The sequence below is a fragment of the Pseudomonas hamedanensis genome (assembly GCF_014268595.2).
In the GTDB taxonomy this organism is placed as follows: domain Bacteria; phylum Pseudomonadota; class Gammaproteobacteria; order Pseudomonadales; family Pseudomonadaceae; genus Aquipseudomonas; species Aquipseudomonas hamedanensis.
This window is the reverse complement of sequence record NZ_CP077091.1, coordinates 4,057,885-4,078,596: the sequence shown is the minus strand read 5'-3', so window position 1 is coordinate 4,078,596 and position 20,712 is coordinate 4,057,885. Positions and strand designations below refer to the sequence as shown.

General features: G+C 59.9%; 20 protein-coding genes. 8 read left to right on the top strand and 12 right to left on the bottom strand.

Features of this window, described 5'->3' with window-relative positions; all coding sequences use genetic code 11:
- Nucleotide 1 precedes the first annotated feature (1 nt).
- From yidD to rpmH, 3 genes are read right to left on the bottom strand one after another with little or no spacing between them, the layout of a single operon-like run.
- Nucleotides 2-247 carry a membrane protein insertion efficiency factor YidD gene (gene yidD / locus HU739_RS17635; protein ID WP_010465488.1) on the bottom strand — a complete coding sequence of 82 codons (246 nt, stop codon included), beginning with the start codon at nt 245-247 and terminating at the stop codon, nt 2-4.
- Nucleotides 240-641 carry a ribonuclease P protein component gene (rnpA, locus tag HU739_RS17630; protein WP_217844315.1) on the bottom strand — a complete coding sequence of 134 codons (402 nt, stop codon included), beginning with the start codon at nt 639-641 and terminating at the stop codon, nt 240-242. Before rnpA ends, yidD begins: the two co-directional genes overlap by 8 nt.
- A gap of 16 nt (nt 642-657) precedes the next feature.
- Entirely contained in the window at nt 658-792 is a 135-nt protein-coding gene (rpmH, locus tag HU739_RS17625) for a 50S ribosomal protein L34 (protein WP_003213577.1), read from the bottom strand.
- Nucleotides 793-1,357: 565 nt separating this feature from the next.
- On the opposite strand from rpmH, the gene dnaA reads away from it, so the two are divergent.
- Genes dnaA through gyrB form a run of 4 tightly spaced genes read left to right on the top strand, consistent with a single transcriptional unit; the run spans nt 1,358 to nt 7,568 of the window.
- Nucleotides 1,358-2,884 (top strand): chromosomal replication initiator protein DnaA, encoded by a 1,527-nt coding sequence (gene dnaA / locus HU739_RS17620; protein WP_186546223.1) that lies wholly within the window; start codon nt 1,358-1,360, stop codon nt 2,882-2,884.
- A 39-nt stretch (nt 2,885-2,923) separates the two neighbouring features.
- Nucleotides 2,924-4,027, top strand: a complete 1,104-nt coding sequence (gene dnaN / locus HU739_RS17615; protein WP_186546224.1) for a DNA polymerase III subunit beta — start codon at nt 2,924-2,926, stop codon at nt 4,025-4,027.
- 14 nt (nt 4,028-4,041) lie between these two features.
- Complete coding sequence (gene recF, locus HU739_RS17610) at nt 4,042-5,145, top strand: DNA replication/repair protein RecF (protein WP_016772389.1); 1,104 nt, start codon at nt 4,042-4,044, stop codon at nt 5,143-5,145.
- A 5-nt stretch (nt 5,146-5,150) separates the two neighbouring features.
- On the top strand, nt 5,151-7,568 hold the full coding sequence (gene gyrB / locus HU739_RS17605) for a DNA topoisomerase (ATP-hydrolyzing) subunit B (RefSeq protein ID WP_186546225.1): 2,418 nt from the start codon (nt 5,151-5,153) through the stop codon (nt 7,566-7,568).
- 105 nt (nt 7,569-7,673) lie between these two features.
- Here the strand turns inward: gyrB and HU739_RS17600 are convergent, their stop codons facing one another.
- A complete protein-coding gene (locus tag HU739_RS17600) occupies nt 7,674-8,393 on the bottom strand; it encodes a response regulator transcription factor (protein WP_186546226.1) in 720 nt (239 codons plus the stop codon).
- A gap of 167 nt (nt 8,394-8,560) precedes the next feature.
- Here HU739_RS17600 and HU739_RS17595 point away from each other — a divergent pair, with 167 nt between their 5' ends.
- Nucleotides 8,561-10,093, top strand: a complete 1,533-nt coding sequence (locus HU739_RS17595; protein ID WP_186546227.1) for a sensor histidine kinase — start codon at nt 8,561-8,563, stop codon at nt 10,091-10,093.
- A gap of 166 nt (nt 10,094-10,259) precedes the next feature.
- On the opposite strand, the gene HU739_RS17590 is transcribed toward HU739_RS17595, so the two are convergent.
- From HU739_RS17590 to glyQ, 4 genes are all read right to left on the bottom strand, one after another.
- On the bottom strand, nt 10,260-11,039 hold the full coding sequence (locus HU739_RS17590; RefSeq protein WP_186546228.1) for a lysophospholipid acyltransferase family protein: 780 nt from the start codon (nt 11,037-11,039) through the stop codon (nt 10,260-10,262).
- An 82-nt stretch (nt 11,040-11,121) separates the two neighbouring features.
- On the bottom strand, nt 11,122-11,661 hold the full coding sequence (gene gmhB / locus HU739_RS17585) for a D-glycero-beta-D-manno-heptose 1,7-bisphosphate 7-phosphatase (RefSeq protein WP_186546229.1): 540 nt from the start codon (nt 11,659-11,661) through the stop codon (nt 11,122-11,124).
- Between the two features lie 4 nt (nt 11,662-11,665).
- Complete coding sequence (glyS, locus tag HU739_RS17580; RefSeq protein ID WP_186546230.1) at nt 11,666-13,720, bottom strand: glycine--tRNA ligase subunit beta; 2,055 nt, start codon at nt 13,718-13,720, stop codon at nt 11,666-11,668.
- Entirely contained in the window at nt 13,717-14,670 is a 954-nt protein-coding gene (gene glyQ, locus HU739_RS17575; RefSeq protein WP_003187265.1) for a glycine--tRNA ligase subunit alpha, read from the bottom strand. The genes glyS and glyQ overlap by 4 nt, the downstream gene beginning before the upstream one ends.
- Nucleotides 14,671-14,751: 81 nt before the next feature.
- On the opposite strand from glyQ, the gene tag reads away from it, so the two are divergent.
- From tag to HU739_RS17560, 3 genes are all read left to right on the top strand, one after another.
- Nucleotides 14,752-15,309: a DNA-3-methyladenine glycosylase I gene (gene tag / locus HU739_RS17570; RefSeq protein WP_186546231.1), complete on the top strand. Its 558-nt coding sequence runs from the start codon at nt 14,752-14,754 to the stop codon at nt 15,307-15,309.
- Between the two features lie 40 nt (nt 15,310-15,349).
- A complete protein-coding gene (locus tag HU739_RS17565) occupies nt 15,350-16,237 on the top strand; it encodes a lysophospholipid acyltransferase (protein WP_083367454.1) in 888 nt (295 codons plus the stop codon).
- Nucleotides 16,238-16,319: 82 nt separating this feature from the next.
- The gene (locus HU739_RS17560) at nt 16,320-16,559 is read left to right on the top strand and encodes a PilZ domain-containing protein (RefSeq protein ID WP_186546232.1); all 240 of its coding nucleotides are present in this window, start codon (nt 16,320-16,322) and stop codon (nt 16,557-16,559) included.
- A gap of 1 nt (nt 16,560) precedes the next feature.
- On the opposite strand, the gene HU739_RS17555 is transcribed toward HU739_RS17560, so the two are convergent.
- From HU739_RS17555 to fmt, 4 genes are all read right to left on the bottom strand, one after another.
- On the bottom strand, nt 16,561-16,875 hold the full coding sequence (locus HU739_RS17555) for a tetratricopeptide repeat protein (RefSeq protein WP_186546233.1): 315 nt from the start codon (nt 16,873-16,875) through the stop codon (nt 16,561-16,563).
- A gap of 134 nt (nt 16,876-17,009) precedes the next feature.
- Nucleotides 17,010-18,386: a Trk system potassium transporter TrkA gene (gene trkA / locus HU739_RS17550; RefSeq protein WP_186546234.1), complete on the bottom strand. Its 1,377-nt coding sequence runs from the start codon at nt 18,384-18,386 to the stop codon at nt 17,010-17,012.
- A gap of 22 nt (nt 18,387-18,408) precedes the next feature.
- A complete protein-coding gene (gene rsmB, locus HU739_RS17545) occupies nt 18,409-19,719 on the bottom strand; it encodes a 16S rRNA (cytosine(967)-C(5))-methyltransferase RsmB (RefSeq protein WP_186546235.1) in 1,311 nt (436 codons plus the stop codon).
- A complete protein-coding gene (gene fmt, locus HU739_RS17540; RefSeq protein ID WP_186546236.1) occupies nt 19,716-20,675 on the bottom strand; it encodes a methionyl-tRNA formyltransferase in 960 nt (319 codons plus the stop codon). Before fmt ends, rsmB begins: the two co-directional genes overlap by 4 nt.
- Nucleotides 20,676-20,712: the final 37 nt, after the last annotated feature.

The following is a 20,712-nucleotide window of genomic DNA, read 5'->3' as shown; positions in this document are numbered from 1 at the left end:
ATTACTCGGCCATCGAAGAAGAACGGGAGGTAGGGATAGGTGGAACCGGGTCATAACCACCGGGATTCCACGGATGACAGCGACCTAAACGACGAAAGGTCAGCCAGCCACCGCGCAGAAGGCCATGATTTTCAATGGCTTCATACGCGTAGCAGGAACAACTGGGGTAGAAACGACAGTGGCTGGCCATTAAAGGACTAATGGCATAGCGATAAAACTGGATCGGAACGAGGGCCAGTTTACGCATCGGTACTGTCTACCCCTACAGTTTCGGTTTTGACTGCCGGAACGGGCTTGCTGCGTGCCAAACGCTTCCAGAGTTTGCCGAAATGCTGAATCAATTCGGGGTTTTCTACATCACCCAAACCTTTGCGCGCGACGATAACGATATCCCAGCCAACCAGTGAATCCTGGTGCAGACGGAACGATTCGCGCATCAGACGTTTGAGGCGATTGCGCTCAACGGAGAGCTTTACGCTCTTTTTCCCGATAACCAACCCGAGACGGGGGTGATCGAGATCGTTGTTGCGTGCAAGGAGCAGGAGATTTTTCCCCGGAACCTTGCCGGTAGGGGAGTCAAAGACTGCCTTGAAATGCCGGGGAGTAAGCAGACGCTTTTCCCGACTGAAGTCCTGACTCACCTCCAGTACCGGATTATCAAACTGCCAGACGCGCACGACCTTTGGCGCGACGACGCGACAGGACTGCGCGGCCGTTCTTGGTAGCCATGCGAGCACGGAAACCGTGGGTACGAGCGCGTTTGATAGTGCTTGGTTGGAAAGTACGTTTCATGTCGTGTTACCTGGTTCGTCCACAACGGGCCGGAATGGCCCCCGTTTTAAGAGACCGGGGATTCTAGAGAAAGCAAGCCTTCAGGTCAATTTCCAACCAGCGTTTCCTTATAAATAGATCCGGGGCTCGTCTTGCCAGAACACCTGCCCGGTATACATAAAAATAAAGAAGGGAATTATTTAAAGCTTTTCTGTAAAGCTTATAAAAGCTAGACCCGCCTTCCTCTGTGGATAAGTGCCATCAGACCTTTAAAGACAAGGTGTACAGAGAATGACAACTACCGTGGTAAGCGGTGACAAGCCTGTGCTGCGCTGTCGGATAAGCTGTGCGTGGAATGGCTGTTTATCCACAGGCAGGTTATCCACCGAGTTCAACCCCCAGTTGTCCAGTGAGCTCAGTCGGGGTTATCCACAGACCTTATGCACACGCCGTTGGTCGCTTTTTCATCACTTAAGGCGTTGATAAATCATGGTCGGCGGGCAACCTGCATGTGGATAAGTGAACCGCTCGCCGCTACAATGGCCGCTTGTTTTTGCCTCACCGGCTTTCAACTTAGGGGATATCCGTGTCAGTGGAACTTTGGCAGCAGTGCGTGGAGCTTTTGCGCGAGGAGCTGCCTGCCCAACAATTCAACACCTGGATCCGTCCACTACAGGTCGAAGCCGAAGGCGACGAGTTGCGCGTCTACGCACCGAACCGTTTTGTGCTCGACTGGGTCAATGAAAAGTACCTGGGGCGCGTCCTTGAACTGCTGGATGAGCATGGCAACGGCATGGCGCCGGCGCTCTCCTTATTAATAGGCAGCAAACGCAGTTCCGCTCCGCGTGCCGCGCCGAATGCGCCGCTGGCTGCCGCGCAGGTGTCCCAGGCTCAGGCCAATGCCGCGCCGGTAAGCGCTCCGGCGCCAGCTCAGACGCCAGCCCCGGTCGCCAAGCGCTCGACGCAGAAAAGCCCCGAAGTCAGCGATGAACCGTCTCGCGACAGTTTCGACCCCATGTCCGGCGCCGCTTCGCAACAGGCTCCGGTCCGCGCTGAACAGCGCACGGTCCAGGTGGAAGGCGCGCTCAAGCACACCAGCTACCTGAACCGCACGTTTACCTTTGAAAATTTCGTCGAGGGTAAATCCAACCAGCTCGCGCGTGCGGCGGCCTGGCAAGTGGCGGACAACCCCAAGCACGGCTACAACCCACTCTTCCTTTATGGTGGCGTCGGCCTGGGTAAGACCCACTTGATGCATGCGGTGGGTAACCACCTATTAAAGAAGAACCCGAATGCCAAGGTCGTGTACCTGCATTCCGAGCGTTTCGTCGCTGACATGGTCAAGGCGCTGCAACTGAATGCGATCAACGAGTTCAAGCGCTTCTACCGTTCGGTGGACGCCTTGCTGATCGACGATATTCAGTTCTTCGCCCGCAAAGAGCGTTCGCAGGAAGAGTTTTTCCACACCTTCAACGCTTTGCTTGAAGGCGGTCAGCAAGTCATTCTTACCAGTGACCGCTACCCGAAAGAAATCGAAGGCCTTGAAGAGCGCCTCAAGTCCCGGTTCGGCTGGGGGCTGACGGTGGCCGTCGAGCCGCCGGAGCTGGAAACCCGCGTGGCGATCTTGATGAAAAAAGCCGACCAGGCCAAAGTCGATCTGCCCCACGACGCTGCGTTCTTCATTGCCCAGCGTATTCGTTCCAATGTCCGTGAGCTGGAAGGCGCGCTGAAACGCGTGATTGCCCACTCGCACTTCATGGGGCGCGACATCACCATCGAGTTGATTCGCGAATCGCTGAAAGACCTGCTGGCGTTGCAAGACAAGCTGGTCTCTGTGGATAACATTCAGCGCACGGTCGCCGAATACTACAAAATCAAGATCTCCGACCTGCTGTCCAAGCGTCGTTCGCGCTCGGTGGCTCGTCCACGTCAGGTGGCCATGGCCTTGTCCAAGGAGCTGACCAACCACAGCCTGCCGGAAATCGGCGATGTGTTTGGCGGCCGCGATCACACCACCGTGTTGCACGCCTGCCGCAAGATCAACGAACTTAAGGAATCCGACGCGGACATCCGCGAGGACTACAAGAACCTGCTGCGTACACTGACCACTTGATGAACACCAGCGCAGCTTATTAAGGCAAGGGACTAGACCATGCATTTCACCATTCAACGCGAAGCCCTGTTGAAACCCCTGCAACTGGTCGCAGGCGTTGTCGAGCGCCGACAGACCTTGCCGGTACTCTCCAACGTGCTGCTGGTTGTCGAAGGCCAGCAACTGTCGCTGACCGGTACCGACCTTGAAGTCGAACTGGTCGGTCGTGTGCAACTTGAAGAGCCGGCTGAAACAGGTTCCATCACCGTGCCTGCTCGCAAGCTGATGGACATCTGCAAAAGCCTGCCCAACGATGCGCTGATCGACATCAAGGTCGACGAGCAGAAGCTGGTGGTGAAGGCTGGTCGCAGTCGTTTCACTCTGTCGACCTTGCCGGCCAACGATTTCCCTACTGTCGAGGAAGGCCCGGGTTCGCTGACCTGCAGCCTGGAGCAGAGCAAGCTGCGCCGCCTGATCGAGCGCACCAGTTTCGCCATGGCCCAGCAGGACGTGCGTTATTACCTCAACGGCATGTTGCTGGAGGTTTCCGCCGGCATCATCCGCGCTGTGGCCACCGACGGTCACCGTCTGGCCATGTGCTCGATGCAGGCCGATATCGGTCAGCCGGATCGCCACCAGGTCATCGTGCCACGCAAGGGTATCCTCGAACTGGCGCGTTTGCTCACCGAACCGGACGGCAATGTCAGCATTGTCCTGGGTCAGCACCACATCCGCGCGACCACGGGTGAATTCACCTTCACCTCGAAACTGGTCGACGGCAAATTCCCGGACTACGAGCGCGTACTGCCGAAGGGCGGCGACAAGCTGGTGCTGGGCGATCGTCAGGCGCTGCGCGAAGCGTTCAGCCGCACCGCGATCCTGTCTAACGAGAAGTACCGCGGCATCCGTCTGCAACTGGCCAGCGGTCAGTTGAAAATCCAGGCGAACAACCCGGAGCAGGAAGAAGCGGAAGAAGAAGTGGGCGTGGAATACAACGGCGGTTCCCTGGAAATCGGCTTCAACGTCAGCTACCTGCTCGACGTGCTGGGCGTGATGACCACCGAGCAGGTTCGCCTGATCCTGTCCGACTCCAACAGCAGTGCGCTGGTGCAAGAGTCCGACAATGACGACTCGGCTTACGTTGTCATGCCGATGCGTCTGTAATCAGCTGAATCTGGATGTCCTTAAGTCGTGTTTCGGTCACCGCGGTGCGCAATCTGCACCCGGTGACCTTCTCCCCCTCTCCCCGCATCAATATTCTTTACGGCGCCAACGGCAGCGGCAAAACCAGTGTTCTGGAAGCCATACACCTGCTGGGGCTTGCCCGTTCGTTTCGTAGCACGCGGCTGTTGCCGGTCATCCAGTACGAACAATTGGCTTGCACCGTATTCGGCCAGGTTGAACTGGCTGAGGGCGGGCATAGCGCGCTGGGGATTTCCCGCGACCGTCAGGGCGAATTCCAGATCCGCATCGACGGCCAGAATGCCCGTAGCGCTGCGCAACTGGCGGAGATCCTGCCGCTGCAGTTGATCAATCCGGACAGCTTCCGTCTGCTGGAAGGTGCGCCGAAGATTCGCCGGCAGTTTCTCGACTGGGGTGTGTTCCACGTCGAACCGCGTTTCATGGCGACCTGGCAGCGTTTGCAGAAGGCCTTGCGCCAGAGAAACTCCTGGCTGCGGCATGGTACACTTGACGCCGTTTCGCAAGCGGTTTGGGACAGGGAACTGTGCCAGGCTAGCGCTGAAATCGATGAATACCGCCGCGCTTACATCACAGCCTTGAAACCGGTCTTCGAACAGACCTTGAGCGAACTGGTTGAGCTCGAGGGTTTGACGCTCAGCTATTACCGAGGCTGGGACAAAGACCGGGAATTGAGCGCCGTACTCGCCGGTTCCGTACAACGGGATCAGCAAATGGGCCATACCCAGGCCGGACCGCAACGGGCTGATTTGCGCCTCAGATTGGGCGCACACAACGCCGCGGACATCTTGTCGCGGGGTCAGCAAAAGTTGGTGGTCTGTGCACTGCGGATTGCCCAAGGGCATCTGGTCAGCCAGGCCCGCCGCGGTCAGTGTATTTATCTGGTGGATGACTTGCCGTCCGAGCTGGACGAGAGTCACCGCCGTGCGCTGTGCCGCTTGCTGGAAGACTTACGCTGCCAGGTTTTCATCACCTGTGTAGATCACGAATTATTGAGGGAAGGCTGGCAGACGGAAACGCCAGTCGCTCTGTTCCACGTGGAACAGGGCCGTATCACCCAGACCCACGACCATCGGGAGTGAAGGCATTGAGCGAAGAAAATACGTACGACTCAACGAGCATTAAAGTGCTGAAAGGCCTGGATGCCGTACGCAAACGTCCCGGTATGTACATTGGTGACACCGATGATGGCAGCGGTCTGCACCATATGGTGTTCGAGGTGGTCGACAACTCGATCGACGAAGCCCTCGCCGGCCATTGCGACGACATCAGCATCATCATCCATCCGGACGAGTCCATCACCGTTAAAGACAACGGTCGTGGCATCCCGGTGGACGTGCACAAAGAGGAAGGCGTTTCTGCCGCCGAGGTCATCATGACCGTCCTCCACGCGGGCGGTAAGTTCGACGACAACTCCTACAAGGTCTCCGGCGGTCTGCACGGTGTAGGTGTGTCGGTAGTGAACGCATTGTCGGAACAGCTGGTACTGACCGTTCGCCGCAGCGGCAAGATCTGGGAACAGACCTACGTCCACGGCGTGCCTCAGGCACCGATGGCCATCGTTGGCGACAGCGAGACCACCGGTACGCAGATTCACTTCAAGGCTTCCAGCGATACCTTCAAGAACATTCACTTCAGCTGGGACATCCTCGCCAAGCGAATTCGTGAACTGTCCTTCCTCAATTCCGGTGTCGGCATCGTCCTCAAGGACGAACGCAGCGGCAAGGAAGAGCTGTTCAAATACGAAGGCGGCCTGCGTGCGTTCGTTGAATACCTGAACACCAACAAGACTGCGGTCAATCAGGTGTTCCACTTCAACATCCAGCGCGAAGACGGCATCGGCGTGGAAATCGCCCTGCAGTGGAACGACAGCTTCAACGAGAACCTGTTGTGCTTCACCAACAACATTCCGCAGCGCGACGGCGGCACCCACCTGGTGGGCTTCCGTTCGGCGCTGACGCGTAACCTGAATAACTACATCGAGCAGGAAGGTCTGGCGAAGAAGCACAAGGTCGCCACCACCGGTGACGATGCCCGCGAAGGCCTGACCGCGATCATTTCGGTGAAGGTGCCGGATCCGAAGTTCAGCTCCCAGACTAAAGACAAGCTGGTGTCTTCCGAAGTGAAGACCGCAGTGGAACAGGAGATGGGCAAGTACTTCTCCGACTTCCTCCTGGAAAACCCCAACGAAGCCAAGCTGGTCGTCGGCAAGATGATCGACGCCGCCCGTGCCCGTGAAGCCGCGCGCAAGGCCCGTGAGATGACCCGCCGCAAAGGCGCGCTGGACATCGCCGGCCTGCCGGGCAAGCTCGCTGACTGCCAGGAAAAAGACCCGGCGCTGTCCGAACTGTACCTGGTGGAAGGTGACTCCGCGGGCGGCTCTGCCAAGCAGGGACGTAACCGCAAGACCCAGGCGATCCTGCCGTTGAAGGGCAAGATCCTCAACGTCGAGAAAGCCCGTTTCGACAAGATGATCTCGTCCCAAGAAGTGGGCACGCTGATCACCGCGCTGGGCTGCGGCATCGGCCGCGAAGAGTACAACATCGACAAGCTGCGTTATCACAACATCATCATCATGACCGATGCTGACGTCGACGGTTCGCACATCCGTACCCTGCTGCTGACCTTCTTCTTCCGTCAGTTGCCGGAGCTGATCGAGCGCGGCTACATCTACATCGCCCAGCCGCCGCTGTACAAGGTCAAAAAAGGCAAGCAAGAGCAATACATCAAAGACGACGACGCCATGGAAGAGTACATGACGCAGTCGGCCCTGGAAGATGCGAGCCTGCACCTGAACGAAGACGCTCCAGGCATTTCCGGTGAAGCGCTGGAACGTCTGGTGAACGATTTCCGCATGGTGATGAAGACCCTCAAGCGTCTGTCGCGCCTGTATCCCCAGGAACTGACCGAACACTTCATCTACCTGCCGGCCGTCAGCCTTGAAAAGCTTGGCGACCACGCGGCGATGCAAGAGTGGCTGGCTCAGTACGAAGTACGCCTGCGCACCAACGAGAAGTCGGGTCTGGTCTACAAGGCCAGCCTGCGCGAGGACCGTGAACGTGGCGTATGGCTGCCAGAGGTCGAACTGATCTCCCACGGCCTGTCGAACTACGTCACCTTCAACCGCGACTTCTTCGGCAGCAACGATTACAAAACCGTTGTTACGCTTGGCGCGCAACTGAGCACCCTGCTCGACGAAGGCGCGTACATCCAGCGTGGCGAGCGCAAGAAAGCCGTCACCGAGTTCAAGGAAGCCCTGGACTGGCTGATGGCCGAAAGCACCAAGCGCCACACTATCCAGCGATATAAAGGTCTGGGTGAAATGAACCCGGATCAGCTGTGGGAAACCACCATGGACCCAAGCGTGCGTCGCATGCTGAAAGTCACCATCGAAGACGCCATCGGCGCAGACCAGATCTTCAACACCCTGATGGGTGATGCGGTCGAACCTCGCCGGGACTTCATCGAGAGCAATGCGCTGGCGGTTTCCAACCTGGATTTCTAATCGGGGTTGCATAAAAAAAGGCCAACGCATCGCGTTGGCCTTTTTGTTGGCGGATCAAAAGATCGCAGTCGTGCCAGCGTTGCCCGGCCTGCGTCCTGTCGCGGGTTATTCGGCAGCTCCCGCCACACTCTCCAACCGATACCCATACCCATAGATCGTCAATAACTGCCAACCGCGATCAGCGGTCAGCCCCAGCTTGTTGCGCAAGCGGTAGATATGCGTATCCAGCGGTCTCGACGACGCCATTTCTTCGTGCGGCCAGAACCGCTCATACAGATAATCCCGCGACAACGGCCGCCCCAGATTACTGAACAGGCAGCGGGCCAGTCGGTACTCGCGTTCGGTCATGACGATCGGCTTGCCCTCGCGGGTTACGGTCAGCTCGGCATCGTCAAACGTCAGGTCATTAATGCTCAGCACTTCGTTGCTGGCGGTGCGTTGCTGGCTGTGCCGACGCAAAACGGCAGCCACCCGGGCCTTCAGTTCATTGGGTCGAAACGGCTTGCTGACGTAATCATCGGCACCTGCATTCAACGCCTGGACGATATCGTTTTCGCCATCGCGACTGGTGAGCATGATTGCCGCCGGGGGCGCTTCCATGTGTTCGCGAGTCCAGCGCAGCAGCGCCAAGCCGGTGAGGTCAGGCAGTTGCCAGTCGAGGATCAGCAAGTCGAAGGTCTCCCTGCGCAGCTGACGCAGCAGGTCTTCGCCGCGTTCGAAACTGTGCAGCGACCAGACCTGTCCGTCGGCATCGGCAATTTGCTGCAGGGTTTGCTCGACCCGCCGTAACTCGGCGGGCTCGTCGTCCAGAATGGCAACGCGCATGGGTGACGATTCCTTGTTGCTTGGGCGGTGAGTCTCGCACGATAGTGCTTCGATCAACGCGATGAAAGTCAGCAGCCCGATATTGGTCGACGTCCGCTATGATTCCTGGGTCTACGTCTCTGACCTGTGGCCCATGAAACCATTCCCACTGCCCTGCCCTGTTTGCCATGTCTAACCCGCGCCGACGTGAAAGCCGCGAGCCCAGCCAAGTGCAGCGATTGTTTCGGCAATTGGTGCGCGAGTGGTTGTGGATAAGTCTAGTGCTGTTGCCGCTGACTGCACTGTTGTCGTATCGCACACAGGTCAACCTGCGGGATATAGCGCCCATCATCGGAGCGTTGTTCTCGGCAGGGCTGGTCGCCTGTGTGCTTGGGCTGTTGCTGTGGCGTCCACGATTGGCGTTTTGGATCACGCTGACCGGCATGGCCGGTGCGCTGGCGGCCAGCGCCGGTCTGGCCGAAATACAGCGCTGGTGGTCGCCGACACCGGCTGTGCTGGGGATGTTGTTCGGTTATCTGATCTGGAACTGGCGGCGCCTGAGCGTCGTACTGACCTACTTTGGTTGGGAACTGGCGCGTCTGGACAGCGAGCCCAAAGTGTTTCCCGAGCGCCGACGCACACAATTCACTGGCGCTGATCGGTTGCAAGGACAGATCATGGCCCTTGAACAAGCCATGAGCCGCACGCGCGATACGCGTCGCTTCATCGCCGATGGCCTGGAGTACTTGCCCGTGGCGACGCTGATCAGTGACCCGAAGGGGCAGATCCTTTTGGGCAATCGCAAGGCCCGGCAGCTCTTCGACAGCGAATTGGTGGGCGATGGCATTCTCGAACAACTCGCGCGGCTCGGCTATCCCGACTTGTCCACAGGTGCGCGCCCTGCCTTGTCGGCCCTGCCCCTGCTTGAATTTCGTGACCTGCGCGAACGAAGCCTGCGCCTGGAACGTGCAGCATTGCTGCCGGTGGACGGCGACACCCCGATCGGCTGGTTGCTCAGCCTCACCGACCTGAGCGCCGAGCGCGCAGCCGAAGAGCAGCGTGGGGTTTTGTTGCGCTTTCTTTCCCATGATTTGCGTGCCCCGCATTCAGCGATTCTTGCGCTGCTGGATGTGCATCGGCATGAGGCCGGCACCGACGCCCCGCTGTTCGAGCAGATTGAGCGTCAAGTGCGCCGGGCGCTGGAACTCACCGATGGCTTTGTCTTGCTGGCGAGGGCCGAGTCCGAGGCCTATCAATTCCAGCCAAGTCTGTTCGCCATGCTGGTGCTGGATGTATTCGACCAGGCGATGCCCATCGCTCGGCAGAAACGCATCGAACTGCTTCATGATCTTGATGAGGCCTGCCAGGAGCGGCTGATCATGGCGGATCAAGGCTTATTGACCCGGGCGTTGTTTAACCTGCTGGAAAACGCGATCAAGTACAGTCCGGCAGATACATCGATTGAATTGCGCGTCAGTTGCGAAAAGGACTGGCTGTGTTGCGAATTGATGGATCAGGGCAAAGGCATCGCCGCCGACGAGTTGCCGGATCTGTTCAGCCAGTATCGGCGTTTCTCTTCCGCGCAGGGCATCGACGGCGTCGGCTTGGGCCTGTCGATGGTCAAGGCTGTGGTCGATCACCATGGCGGCACGATTGAATGCCATAGCATGGTTAATCATGGGACGACGTTTCGACTCGGCCTGCCATTGGTCGCCGAATGACGAGCGCAAAAAAACCGGCTATATCAGCCGGTTTTTTTACTTCCGAAAAAAACTTATGCACCTTTTACGGTGGTTTAGTCGTTCAAGAAATATATATGAAAATCAACTAGTTAAGCCTGTATCAAGGACGTTATCGAGAAAACCGTACACAGGTTATCCACAAATCTCAGACAGCCAACTGGTCGGTTGCAGCCGGGGCTTGTGGGGCCGCTGGCAACGAGCCCATTTCGCGCTGGGTTTTTTCGTTCCACGCTTGCACACGGTCGTTCAACTCGGCGATGGCACGAGGACCCGTGCCTTCGGCGTACATCGGCTCACCGATGACCACGGTAATCACGCCGGACTTCTTGCCCCAACCGATTTTCGGCCAGAACTTGCCGGCATTGTGTGCAATCGGCAGTACCGGAAGCGCCGCATTCACCGCCAATGCGCTGCCACTGCGTGAGAATTTGCCGACAGTGCCAAAAGGAACGCGCGTGCCTTCAGGGAAGATCAACACCCAGACATTGTCCTTGAGCAGCTCGTCACCCTTGGCCGCCACTTGCTTGAGCGCGGCTTTCGGGTTGTCCCGGTCGATCGCAATCGGTCGCAGCATGGCCATGGCCCAGCCGAAGAACGGCACGTAAAGCAGTTCACGCTTGAGCACCTGGCTCAATGGCGAGAAATAAGCGGAGAGAAAAAAAGTCTCCCAGGTGCTCTGGTGGTTCGATTGAATCACGCAGGGCCGGTCTGGCACGTTTTCCGCGCCTTTGATTTCGTAGCGGATACCGAGAAATACCTTGGTCAACCACAAGGCGCAGCGGCACCAGTACACGTTGATAAAACGATAACGCGCCTTGAACGAAAGAAAAGGCGCGATAAAAAAACTCAAAGTGCACCACAGCAGGGAAGTGGTGCCCAGCAGCAGGTAAAAGAGAAAAATCCTGATGGCCCGCAGTATCGACATAGTGACGTTTACCGTTACGGGGCAATGCCCGACTGTTCAAGCGCACTCCCGATCAATCCCTGGTCAGGAAATCGGAAATACTCTATTTGTGGATAAGTTCTGCGGCAACCGCCGCCAGATCGTCAAAAATCAGAGTGCCAACCGGCAGGGGGTTGCCCTGAGTCTTTTCGCCTTTCCCGGTCTTCACCAAAACTGGCTGTGAATCGACGGCTTTGGCGGCCTCCAGGTCACCAAGGCTGTCGCCGACGAACCAGACGTTGGTCAACGGCACCGTGTAATGCTCGGCAATGGCTTTCAGCATTCCCGGTTTCGGTTTGCGGCAATCGCAACCTTCGTCCGGGCCATGCGGGCAATACACGATCAGACCGAGTTCGCCGCCCTGCGCCGCGACCAGCTCGCGCAGGCGCGCGTGCATGGCCTCGAGGGTGGCGAGGTCGTAGTAGCCGCGAGCAATGCCCGACTGGTTGGTGGCCACCGCCACCGTCCAGCCGGCCTTGCTCAACTGCGCAATCGCTTCGATCGAACCGGGCAGCGGAATCCACTCCTCCACCGACTTGATGTAGGCATCGGAGTCGTAATTGATCACGCCGTCACGATCAAGAATCAGCAGTTTCAACAGCAATCCCTCAACCCAGCAGCGAAATGTCGGCAACACCGAGGAACAGGCCACGCAGACGCGCCAGCAGCGCGTAACGGTTGGCCCGCACATTGGCATCGTCGGCATTGACCATCACCGCGTCGAAGAACGCATCGACCGGCTCGCGCAGTGCCGCCAGGCGTGCCAGCGATTCGTTGTACTGACGCGCCGCGGCCATTGGCTGCACCGCTTGATCCGCTTGCTGGATTGCCGAATACAGCGAGAACTCGTTGGCGTTGTCGAAATACTTGGCCTCGACCACGGTCGGTACCGAGCCTTCGACTTTGCTCAACAGGTTCGACACGCGCTTGTTCACCGCCGCCAACGCTGCCGCTTCCGGCAGTTTGCGGAAGGCTTGCACCGCTTGCACGCGCTGGTCGAAGTCCAGCGCCGAGCCCGGCTTCAGGGCACGTACCGACAGGTAGGTGGCAACATCGACGCCTTCGTCTTCGTAACGCGCACGCAGACGGTCGAAGATGAATTCCAGCACGGACTCGTTGAGGCCGGCAGCCTTGACCTTGCTGCCGAACGCATTCACGGCGAAGGCGACGGCGTCGTTCAGGTCCAGATCCAGTTGTTTCTCGATCAGGATGCGCAGCACGCCGAGGGCGGCACGGCGCAGGGCATACGGGTCTTTGCTGCCGGTTGGCAACATGCCGATACCGAAGATGCCGACCAGGGTATCGAGCTTGTCGGCGATCGCGACGGCCGCACCGGTCAGCGTTGCCGGCAGTTCAGCACCGGCGCCGCGTGGCATGTACTGCTCGTTCAGCGCCAGCGCAACGTCTTGCGGCTCGTTGTCATTCAGCGCGTAGTAGTAGCCGGCGACACCTTGCATCTCCGGGAACTCGCCGACCATTTCGGTGGCCAGGTCGCACTTCGACAGCAGGCCCGCGCGGGCGGCCCAGGAAGCGTTGCCGCCAATGCGTGCGGCAATGTACGCCGCCAGTTTCGACACGCGCTCGGCCTTGTCGTAGACGCTGCCGAGTTTTTCCTGGAACACCACGTTCTGCAGGCGCAGGTTGAAGTCTTCGAGCTTCTGCTTCTTGTCTTGCTTGAAGAAGAACTCAGCGTCGGTCAGGCGTGGGCGCACCACTTTCTCGTTACCGGCGATGATCTGCTGCGGGTCTTTGCTTTCGATGTTGGCCACAGTGATGAAACGTGGCAGCAATTTGCCGTCGGCATCCAGCAGGCAGAAGTACTTCTGGTTGTCCTGCATGGTGGTGATCAGCGCTTCCTGCGGCACGTCGAGGAAACGTTCCTCAAACGAGCACACCAGCGGCACCGGCCATTCAACCAGTGCGGTCACTTCATCGAGCAGCGCCGGCGGCACGATCGCGGTGCCTTCCTGGCGCGTGGCCAGTTCTTCGGTGCGCTTGCTGATGATCTCGCGACGCTCGTTGGCGTCGGCCAGCACGTAGGCGGCACGCAGATCGGCGAGGTAGCTCGACGGCGAACCGATACGCACGGATTCCGGATGGTGGAAGCGGTGGCCCCGGGAATCACGACCAGCCTTCTGCGCGAGGATCGTGCAGTCGATGACCTGGTCGCCAAGCAGCATTACCAGCCACTGGGTCGGACGCACGAACTCTTCCTTGCGCGCACCCCAACGCATGCGTTTCGGGATCGGCAGGTCGTTCAGCGAATCTTCGACGATGGTCGGCAGCAGGCTCGCGGTCGGCTTGCCGGCGATGTTCTGGCTGTAGCGCAGTTTTGGCCCGCTCTGGTCGATTTCGCTCAGCTCGACGCCGCACTTTTTGGCAAAGCCCAGGGCGGCCTGGGTCGGATTGCCTTCGGCGTCGAACGCGGCCTGACGTGGTGGGCCGTCGAGGTTGATGCTGCGATCCGGCTGCTGGGTGGCCAGCGCTGTGATCAGCACGGCCAGACGACGCGGCGCGGCGTAGACGGTTTTGCTTTCGTAGCTCAGGCCGGCGGCTTGCAGGCCCTTGTCGATACCGGCGAGGAACGCTTCAGCCAAAGTGTTCAGGGCTTTGGGTGGCAGTTCTTCGGTGCCCAGTTCAACCAGAAAATCTTGCGCACTCATTGTGCAGCCTCCAGCTTGGCCAGTACTTCGTCACGCAGGTCCGGGGTCGCCATCGGGAAGCCCAGCTTGGCGCGCGCCAGCAGGTAGGCTTGCGCAACGGAACGCGCCAGGGTGCGTACGCGCAGAATGTATTGCTGACGCGCAGTCACCGAGATCGCCCGGCGCGCATCCAGCAGGTTGAAGGTGTGCGAGGCCTTCAGAACCATTTCATAGCTCGGCAACGGCAGCGGCTGGTCGAGTTCGATCAGGCGCTTGGCTTCGCTTTCATAGAAGTCGAATAACTCGAACAGTTTGTCGACGTTGGCGTGTTCGAAGTTGTAAGTGGACTGCTCCACTTCGTTCTGGTGGAACACGTCGCCGTAGGTGACCTTGCCGAACGGACCGTCAGCCCAGACCAGGTCGTAGACCGAGTCCACGCCTTGCAGGTACATGGCCAGACGCTCGAGACCGTAGGTGATCTCGCCGGTTACCGGGTAGCACTCGATGCCGCCGGCCTGCTGGAAGTAAGTGAACTGAGTGACTTCCATGCCATTGAGCCAGACTTCCCAGCCCAGACCCCAGGCGCCGAGGGTCGGCGATTCCCAGTTGTCTTCAACGAAGCGGATGTCGTGGACCAGCGGGTCGAGGCCGACATGCTTGAGCGAGCCCAGGTACAGTTCCTGGAAGTTGTCCGGGTTGGGCTTGAGCACGACCTGAAACTGATAGTAGTGCTGCAGACGGTTCGGGTTTTCACCATAACGGCCGTCAGTCGGACGGCGGCTTGGCTGCACGTAGGCGGCGTTCCAGGTTTCCGGGCCGATGGCGCGCAGGAAGGTCGCGGTGTGGAAAGTGCCGGCGCCTACTTCCATATCGTAGGGCTGAAGTACCACACAACCTTGCTCGGCCCAGTATTGCTGGAGCGCGAGGATCAAGTCTTGGAAGGTACGCACGGCTGGCGTAGGCTGGCTCACGAAATTCACCTGTTTCTTGGGCTGCGATTTAAAGAGCGGGAGTATACCCGATTCGTTGCTGCGCACGCCCCCTGGAGCCTTATGCCACGCTGCTTTTGGTGTACCGAAGATCCGCTGTACATGGCTTATCACGATCAGGAGTGGGGCACGCCGCTACGCGATGCGCAGGGTTTGTTCGAGTTGCTTTTGCTCGAAGGGTTCCAGGCCGGGCTGTCGTGGATCACGGTGCTGCGCAAACGCGAGCGTTATCGTGAAGTGCTGTTCGGCTTCGACGTGCAGCGCGTGGCGCAGATGAGCGACGCCGAGATCGACGAACTGATGCTCGATCCGGGCATCATCCGCAATCGCCTGAAACTCAACGCCGCCCGGCGCAATGCCCAGGCGTGGCTGGCGCTGGAGGATCCGGTGGCGTTGCTCTGGTCGTTCACTGGCGACCGACCGATCATCAATCATTTCAAGGATCGCAGCGAAGTTCCGGCGATCACCGCTGAAGCGCTGGCGATGAGCAAAGCGCTGAAAAAAGCCGGTTTCACCTTCGTCGGCCCGACCATTTGCTACGCGCTGATGCAGGCCTCCGGCATGGTCATGGACCACACGCAAGACTGCGACCGCTACGCGCAGCTCGCCAACGGCGGTTAGAATGGCCGCCTCGCGCACCGCACAAGATCAGGAGTGACCTGTGGAAAAGTTTAAAGGCGCCTTGCTGGTAGGCGCTCTGCGGCTGTTTGCCCTGCTGCCATGGCGGGCCGTGCAAGCCGTGGGTTCGGCGATCGGCTGGATCATGTGGAAAACCCCCAACCGTTCCCGCGACGTGGTGCGGATCAACCTCGCCAAATGTTTTCCCCAGATGGACCCGGCCGAACGCGAGCGTCTGGTCGGTCAGAGCCTGAAGGATATCGGCAAGTCCCTGACCGAAAGCGCCTGCGCATGGATCTGGCCGGCGCAGCGTTCGATCGATCTGGTGCGCGAAGTCGAAGGCCTCGACATCCTCAAGGATGCGCTGGCTTCGGGCAAAGGCGTGGTTGGCATCACCAGCCATCTGGGCAACTGGGAAGTGCTCAACCACTTCTATTGCAGCCAGTGCAAACCGATCATTTTCTATCGGCCGCCCAAGCTCAAGGCTGTGGATGAATTGCTGCGCAAGCAGCGCGTGCAACTGGGCAACAAGGTCGCCGCCTCCACCAAGGAAGGCATTCTCAGTGTCATCAAGGAAGTGCGCAAAGGTGGTGCGGTGGGTATTCCCGCCGACCCGGAACCGGCCGAATCCGCCGGGATCTTCGTGCCGTTCTTTGCCACGCAAGCGCTGACCAGCAAATTCGTCCCGAACATGTTGGCCGGCGGCAAAGCGGTCGGTGTGTTTCTGCATGCCCTGCGCCTGCCGGACGGTTCAGGCTACAAAGTGATTCTCGAAGCGGCCCCCGAAGCCATGTACAGCACGGATACCGCTGAATCCTGCGCGGCCATGAGTAAGGTCGTGGAGCGTTACGTGGCGGCGTACCCGAGCCAGTACATGTGGAGCATGAAGCGCTTCAAGAAACGTCCGCCGGGTGAGGCACGCTGGTACTGAACAGATTCGACGGGATTGGCATGGTCTGTGGATAACCTCATTGGCGAGGTTATCCACAATCGTTCATTCAAGGGCGCAGCAGATGTCCGAACACCGCAAGTCGTTTCGCATCAAGATCACCCACGACAGCTTCGGCGAGTGCCTGGGGCAGACGCGCAACCTGTCACCGACCGGGGTCTACGTTCAGCATCCGAAACTGGCGTCATTGCCCAAAGGTGCGGTGGTCTATGGTCAGGTTCAGGACTTACCCACAGGCGCGCCGAGCGTGCGCATGGAAGTGATCAGCGTAGACGCTGAGGGCATCGGCCTGCGCTATTTGTAGATCAAGGCGCCTGACGCTCGAGCTTCTTCAGAAACACCGTCATTTCTTTCTCGGCCTGCTTGTCGCCATGGGCGCGGGCCGCTTCCAGTCCGTGCTCCCAGGCCTGACGCGCCGCCGCGTGGTCGCCCAGCGCCAAGTACGCCTTGCCCAACAATTTCCACGCCGCCGAGTATTTCGGATCGAACGTGACGCAGCGCTGGAAATGTTCGGCAGCCTTGGCGTGCTCGCCCTGATCCAGATAGCCCTTGCCCAGGCCGAAGCGCAGCAGTGAGTTATCCGCACCCTTGGCGAGCATTTTTTCCAAAGATTCGAGCATCTTATTTACCCTCGCATGATCGTTCCCACGCTCCGCGTGGGAATGCAGCTCGGGACGCTCCGCGTCCCTTCAACAGCCGAACGCGGAGCGTCCGTTGAGGCCTCCCACGCAGAGCGTGGGAACGATCAGGGGGATCAGAAAAAGCTCAACCCCACATGAAACAGCTTCTCCACATCGCGGATATGCTTTTTATCCACAAGGAACAAAATCACATGGTCGCCCGCTTCGATCACCGTGTCGTCGTGGGCGATGATCACTTGTTCGTTGCGGATCACGGCGCCGATGGTCGTGCCTGGCGGCAGGCCGATCTTCTCGATCGGTTTGCCGATGACCTTGCTCGATTTCGAATCACCGTGGGCAATCGCCTCGATGGCTTCCGCCGCACCGCGGCGCAATGAGTGCACGCTGACGATGTCGCCGCGACGGACGTGGGCGAGCAAGGTGCCGATGGTCGCCAATTGCGGGCTGATGGCGATGTCGATGTCGCCGCCCTGGATCAGATCGACATAGGCCGGGTTGTTGATGATCGTCATGACCTTCTTCGCCCCCAGCCGTTTGGCCAGCAGCGACGACATGATGTTGGCTTCGTCATCGTTGGTCAGGGCGAGGAAAATATCGGCGTCGGCGATGTTTTCTTCCAGCAGCAAATCACGGTCCGAGGCGCTGCCCTGCAACACCACGGTGCTGTCGAGGGTGTCGGAGAGGTAGCGACAGCGCGCCGGGCTCATCTCGATGATTTTCACCTGATAGCGGCTTTCGATGGCTTCGGCCAGGCGCTCACCGATTTGCCCACCGCCGGCAATGACAATGCGTTTATAGGTTTCATCGAGGCGGCGCATCTCGCTCATTACCGCTCGAATGTCCTCACGGGCGGCGATGAAGAACACTTCGTCGTCGGCCTCGATCACCGTGTCGCCCTGCGGCAGGATCGGCCGGTCGCGACGGAAAATCGCTGCCACGCGGGTTTCGACGTTCGGCATGTGTTCGCGCAACTGGCGCAGTTGCTGACCCACCAGCGGCCCGCCGTAATAGGCCCGCACCGCCACCAGTTGCGCCGCGCCTTCAGCGAAGTCGATCACCTGCAAGGCGCCGGGATGCTGGATCAGGCGCTTGATGTAATTGGTCACGACCTGCTCGGGGCTGATCAGCACATCGACCGGAATCGCCTCGTTCTGGAACAGTTGTTCCTCGCGATTGAGGTACGAAGCCTCGCGCACCCGGGCGATCTTGGTTGGCGTGTGGAAGAGCGTGTGGGCGACCTGGCAGGCGACCATGTTGGTCTCGTCGCTGTTGGTCACGGCCACCAGCATGTCGGCGTCGTCGGCACCGGCCTGGCGCAGCACCGACGGCAGTGAGCCGCGGCCCTGCACCGTGCGGATGTCGAGACGGTCGCCAAGGTCGCGCAGGCGTTCGCCGTCAGTGTCGACCACGGTGATGTCGTTGGCCTCGCTGGCCAAATGTTCGGCCAGCGAACCGCCGACCTGTCCCGCACCGAGGATGATGATTTTCATCCAGTCACTCCATCGAATCTGTTTAGCCGCGCGCGGCAGCGATCTTGATCAGCTTGGCGTAGTAGAACCCGTCATGCCCGCCCTGCTGGGCCAGCAATTGGCGACCGTGGGGCTGCTTGATGCCCGCCGCCGTCGCCAGATCGAGTTCGCGGGCGCCCGGCGTGCGTTCAAGGAACGCGGCAATCACTTCGGTGTTCTCGGTCGGCAACGTCGAGCAAGTGGCGTAGAGCAGGACGCCGCCGACTTCAAGGGTTTTCCACATCGCGTCGAGCAGTTCGCCTTGCAGTTGCGCGAGCGCGACGATGTCGTCGGGCTGACGGGTCAGCTTGATGTCCGGATGCCGACGGATCACGCCGGTGGCCGAGCAAGGCGCATCGAGCAGGATGCGCTGGAACGGTTTGCCGTCCCACCATTTATCGATATCACGACCGTCGGCGGCGATCAGTTCAGCGCTGAGGCCGAGGCGTTCAAGGTTCTCCTTCACGCGCACCAGGCGCTTGGCTTCCAGGTCCACCGCCACCACGCCGGCCAGCGCCGGTTCGGCTTCGAGGATGTGGCAAGTCTTGCCGCCGGGCGCGCAGCAGGCGTCGAGCACCCGCTGGCCCGGCGCCAGGTCGAGCAGATCGGCAGCCAGTTGCGCGGCTTCGTCCTGCACGCTGAGCCAGCCTTCGGCGAAGCCCGGCAGGCTGCGCACGTCGGCGGCGGCTTCAAGTACGATGCCGTCGCGGCTGTACACGCACGGCGCTGCGGCGATCCCGGCTTCGCCCAGCAGGGCGAGGTAGGCGTCGCGGCTGTGATGACGGCGGTTGACCCGCAGGATCATCGGCGGATGCGCGTTGTTGGCCTCGCAGATGGCTTCCCACTGCTCCGGCCAGAATGCTTTTAGCGATTTTTGCAGCCAACGAGGATGGGCAGTGCGCACCACCGGGTCGCGTTCCAGCTCGGCGAATATAGTTTCGCTTTCGCGTTGGGCATTGCGCAGCACCGCGTTGAGCAGCCCTTTTGCCCAAGGCTTCTTCAACTTGTCGGCGCAACCGACGGTTTCGCCGATGGCGGCGTGGGCCGGGACGCGGGTGTAGAGCAGTTGGTAGAGACCGACCAGCAGCAGCGCCTCGACATCGGCGTCGGCGGCTTTGAACGGCTTTTGCAAAAGCTTTTCCGCCAGCGCCGACAACCGTGGCTGCCAGCGCGCAGTGCCGAAGGCCAGGTCCTGAGTGAAGCCGCGGTCACGATCTTCAACCTTGTCCAGTTGCGTCGGCAGGGAGCTGTTCAGCGAAGCTTTGCCACTGAGCACGGCGGCGAGTGCCTTGGCGGCAGCCAGACGCGGATTCATTGTGCGTCCACCGCTTTACCCAGCACGGTGCCGACGGCAAATTTCTCGCGGCGGCTGTTGAACAGGTCACTGAAGTTCAGTGCCTTGCCGCCGGGCAATTGCAGACGGGTCAGGCACAGCGCCTGTTCGCCGCAAGCGACGATCAGGCCGTCCTTGCTGGCGCCGAGTATTTCACCCGGTGCGCCTTTGCCCTCGGCGAGCGTCGCTGCCAGCACTTTCAACGCTTCACCGTCGAGGGTGCTGTGGGTGATCGGCCAAGGGTTGAAGGCGCGCACCAGACGCTCCAGTTCAACCGCCGGACGGCTCCAGTCGATCCGCGCTTCGTCTTTGTTCAGTTTGTGCGCATAGGTGGCGAGTTCGTCGTTCTGCACCTCACCTTCCAGCGTGCCGGCCACCAGACCGGCGATCGCTTGCACCACGGCGGGCGGACCCATCTCGGCGAGGCGGTCATGCAAGGTGCCGCCGGTGTCTTCGGCGCTGATCGGGGTGACGACCTTGAGCAGCATCGGACCGGTATCGAGACCGGCCTCCATGCGCATCACGGTCACGCCGCTTTCGGCATCGCCGTGTTCGACGGCGCGCTGGATCGGTGCCGCACCGCGCCAGCGCGGCAGCAGGGACGCATGGCTGTTGATGCAGCCCAGACGCGGAATATCCAGCACCGCTTGCGGCAGGATCAGGCCGTAGGCGACCACCACCATAAGGTCTGGTTTCAGCGCGGCCAGTTCAGCCTGAGCGTCAGCGTTGCGCAGCGTCGGTGGCTGCAACACCTGGATATGGTTTTCCAGGGCCAGCTGTTTGACCGGGCTCGGCATCAGTTTTTGTCCACGACCGGCCGGGCGATCCGGTTGGGTGTAGACCGCAACGATCTCGTAAGGGCTGCTCAGCAGGGCCTTGAGGTGTTCGGCGGCGAATTCCGGGGTGCCGGCAAATACGATGCGCAATGGCTCAGTCATGAAAGGCGTCTCACAAAAAGAAAAAGGCTTGCCGCAG

Excerpts from the sequence above, each read along its gene's own strand:
- HU739_RS17555 (WP_186546233.1), bottom strand. The coding sequence starts at position 16,875 with ATGCTCGAATCTTTGGAAAAAATGCTCGCCAAGGGTGCGGATAACTCA.
- rpmH (WP_003213577.1), bottom strand. The coding sequence starts at position 792 with ATGAAACGTACTTTCCAACCAAGCACTATCAAACGCGCTCGTACCCAC.
- glyS (WP_186546230.1), bottom strand. The coding sequence starts at position 13,720 with ATGAGTGCGCAAGATTTTCTGGTTGAACTGGGCACCGAAGAACTGCCA.
- HU739_RS17560 (WP_186546232.1), top strand. The coding sequence starts at position 16,320 with ATGTCCGAACACCGCAAGTCGTTTCGCATCAAGATCACCCACGACAGC.
- tag (WP_186546231.1), top strand. The coding sequence starts at position 14,752 with ATGCCACGCTGCTTTTGGTGTACCGAAGATCCGCTGTACATGGCTTAT.
- trkA (WP_186546234.1), bottom strand. The coding sequence starts at position 18,386 with ATGAAAATCATCATCCTCGGTGCGGGACAGGTCGGCGGTTCGCTGGCC.
- fmt (WP_186546236.1), bottom strand. The coding sequence starts at position 20,675 with ATGACTGAGCCATTGCGCATCGTATTTGCCGGCACCCCGGAATTCGCC.
- rsmB (WP_186546235.1), bottom strand. The coding sequence starts at position 19,719 with ATGAATCCGCGTCTGGCTGCCGCCAAGGCACTCGCCGCCGTGCTCAGT.
- HU739_RS17600 (WP_186546226.1), bottom strand. The coding sequence starts at position 8,393 with ATGCGCGTTGCCATTCTGGACGACGAGCCCGCCGAGTTACGGCGGGTC.
- yidD (WP_010465488.1), bottom strand. The coding sequence starts at position 247 with ATGCGTAAACTGGCCCTCGTTCCGATCCAGTTTTATCGCTATGCCATT.
- HU739_RS17590 (WP_186546228.1), bottom strand. The coding sequence starts at position 11,039 with ATGTCGATACTGCGGGCCATCAGGATTTTTCTCTTTTACCTGCTGCTG.
- dnaN (WP_186546224.1), top strand. The coding sequence starts at position 2,924 with ATGCATTTCACCATTCAACGCGAAGCCCTGTTGAAACCCCTGCAACTG.
- HU739_RS17595 (WP_186546227.1), top strand. The coding sequence starts at position 8,561 with ATGTCTAACCCGCGCCGACGTGAAAGCCGCGAGCCCAGCCAAGTGCAG.
- recF (WP_016772389.1), top strand. The coding sequence starts at position 4,042 with ATGTCCTTAAGTCGTGTTTCGGTCACCGCGGTGCGCAATCTGCACCCG.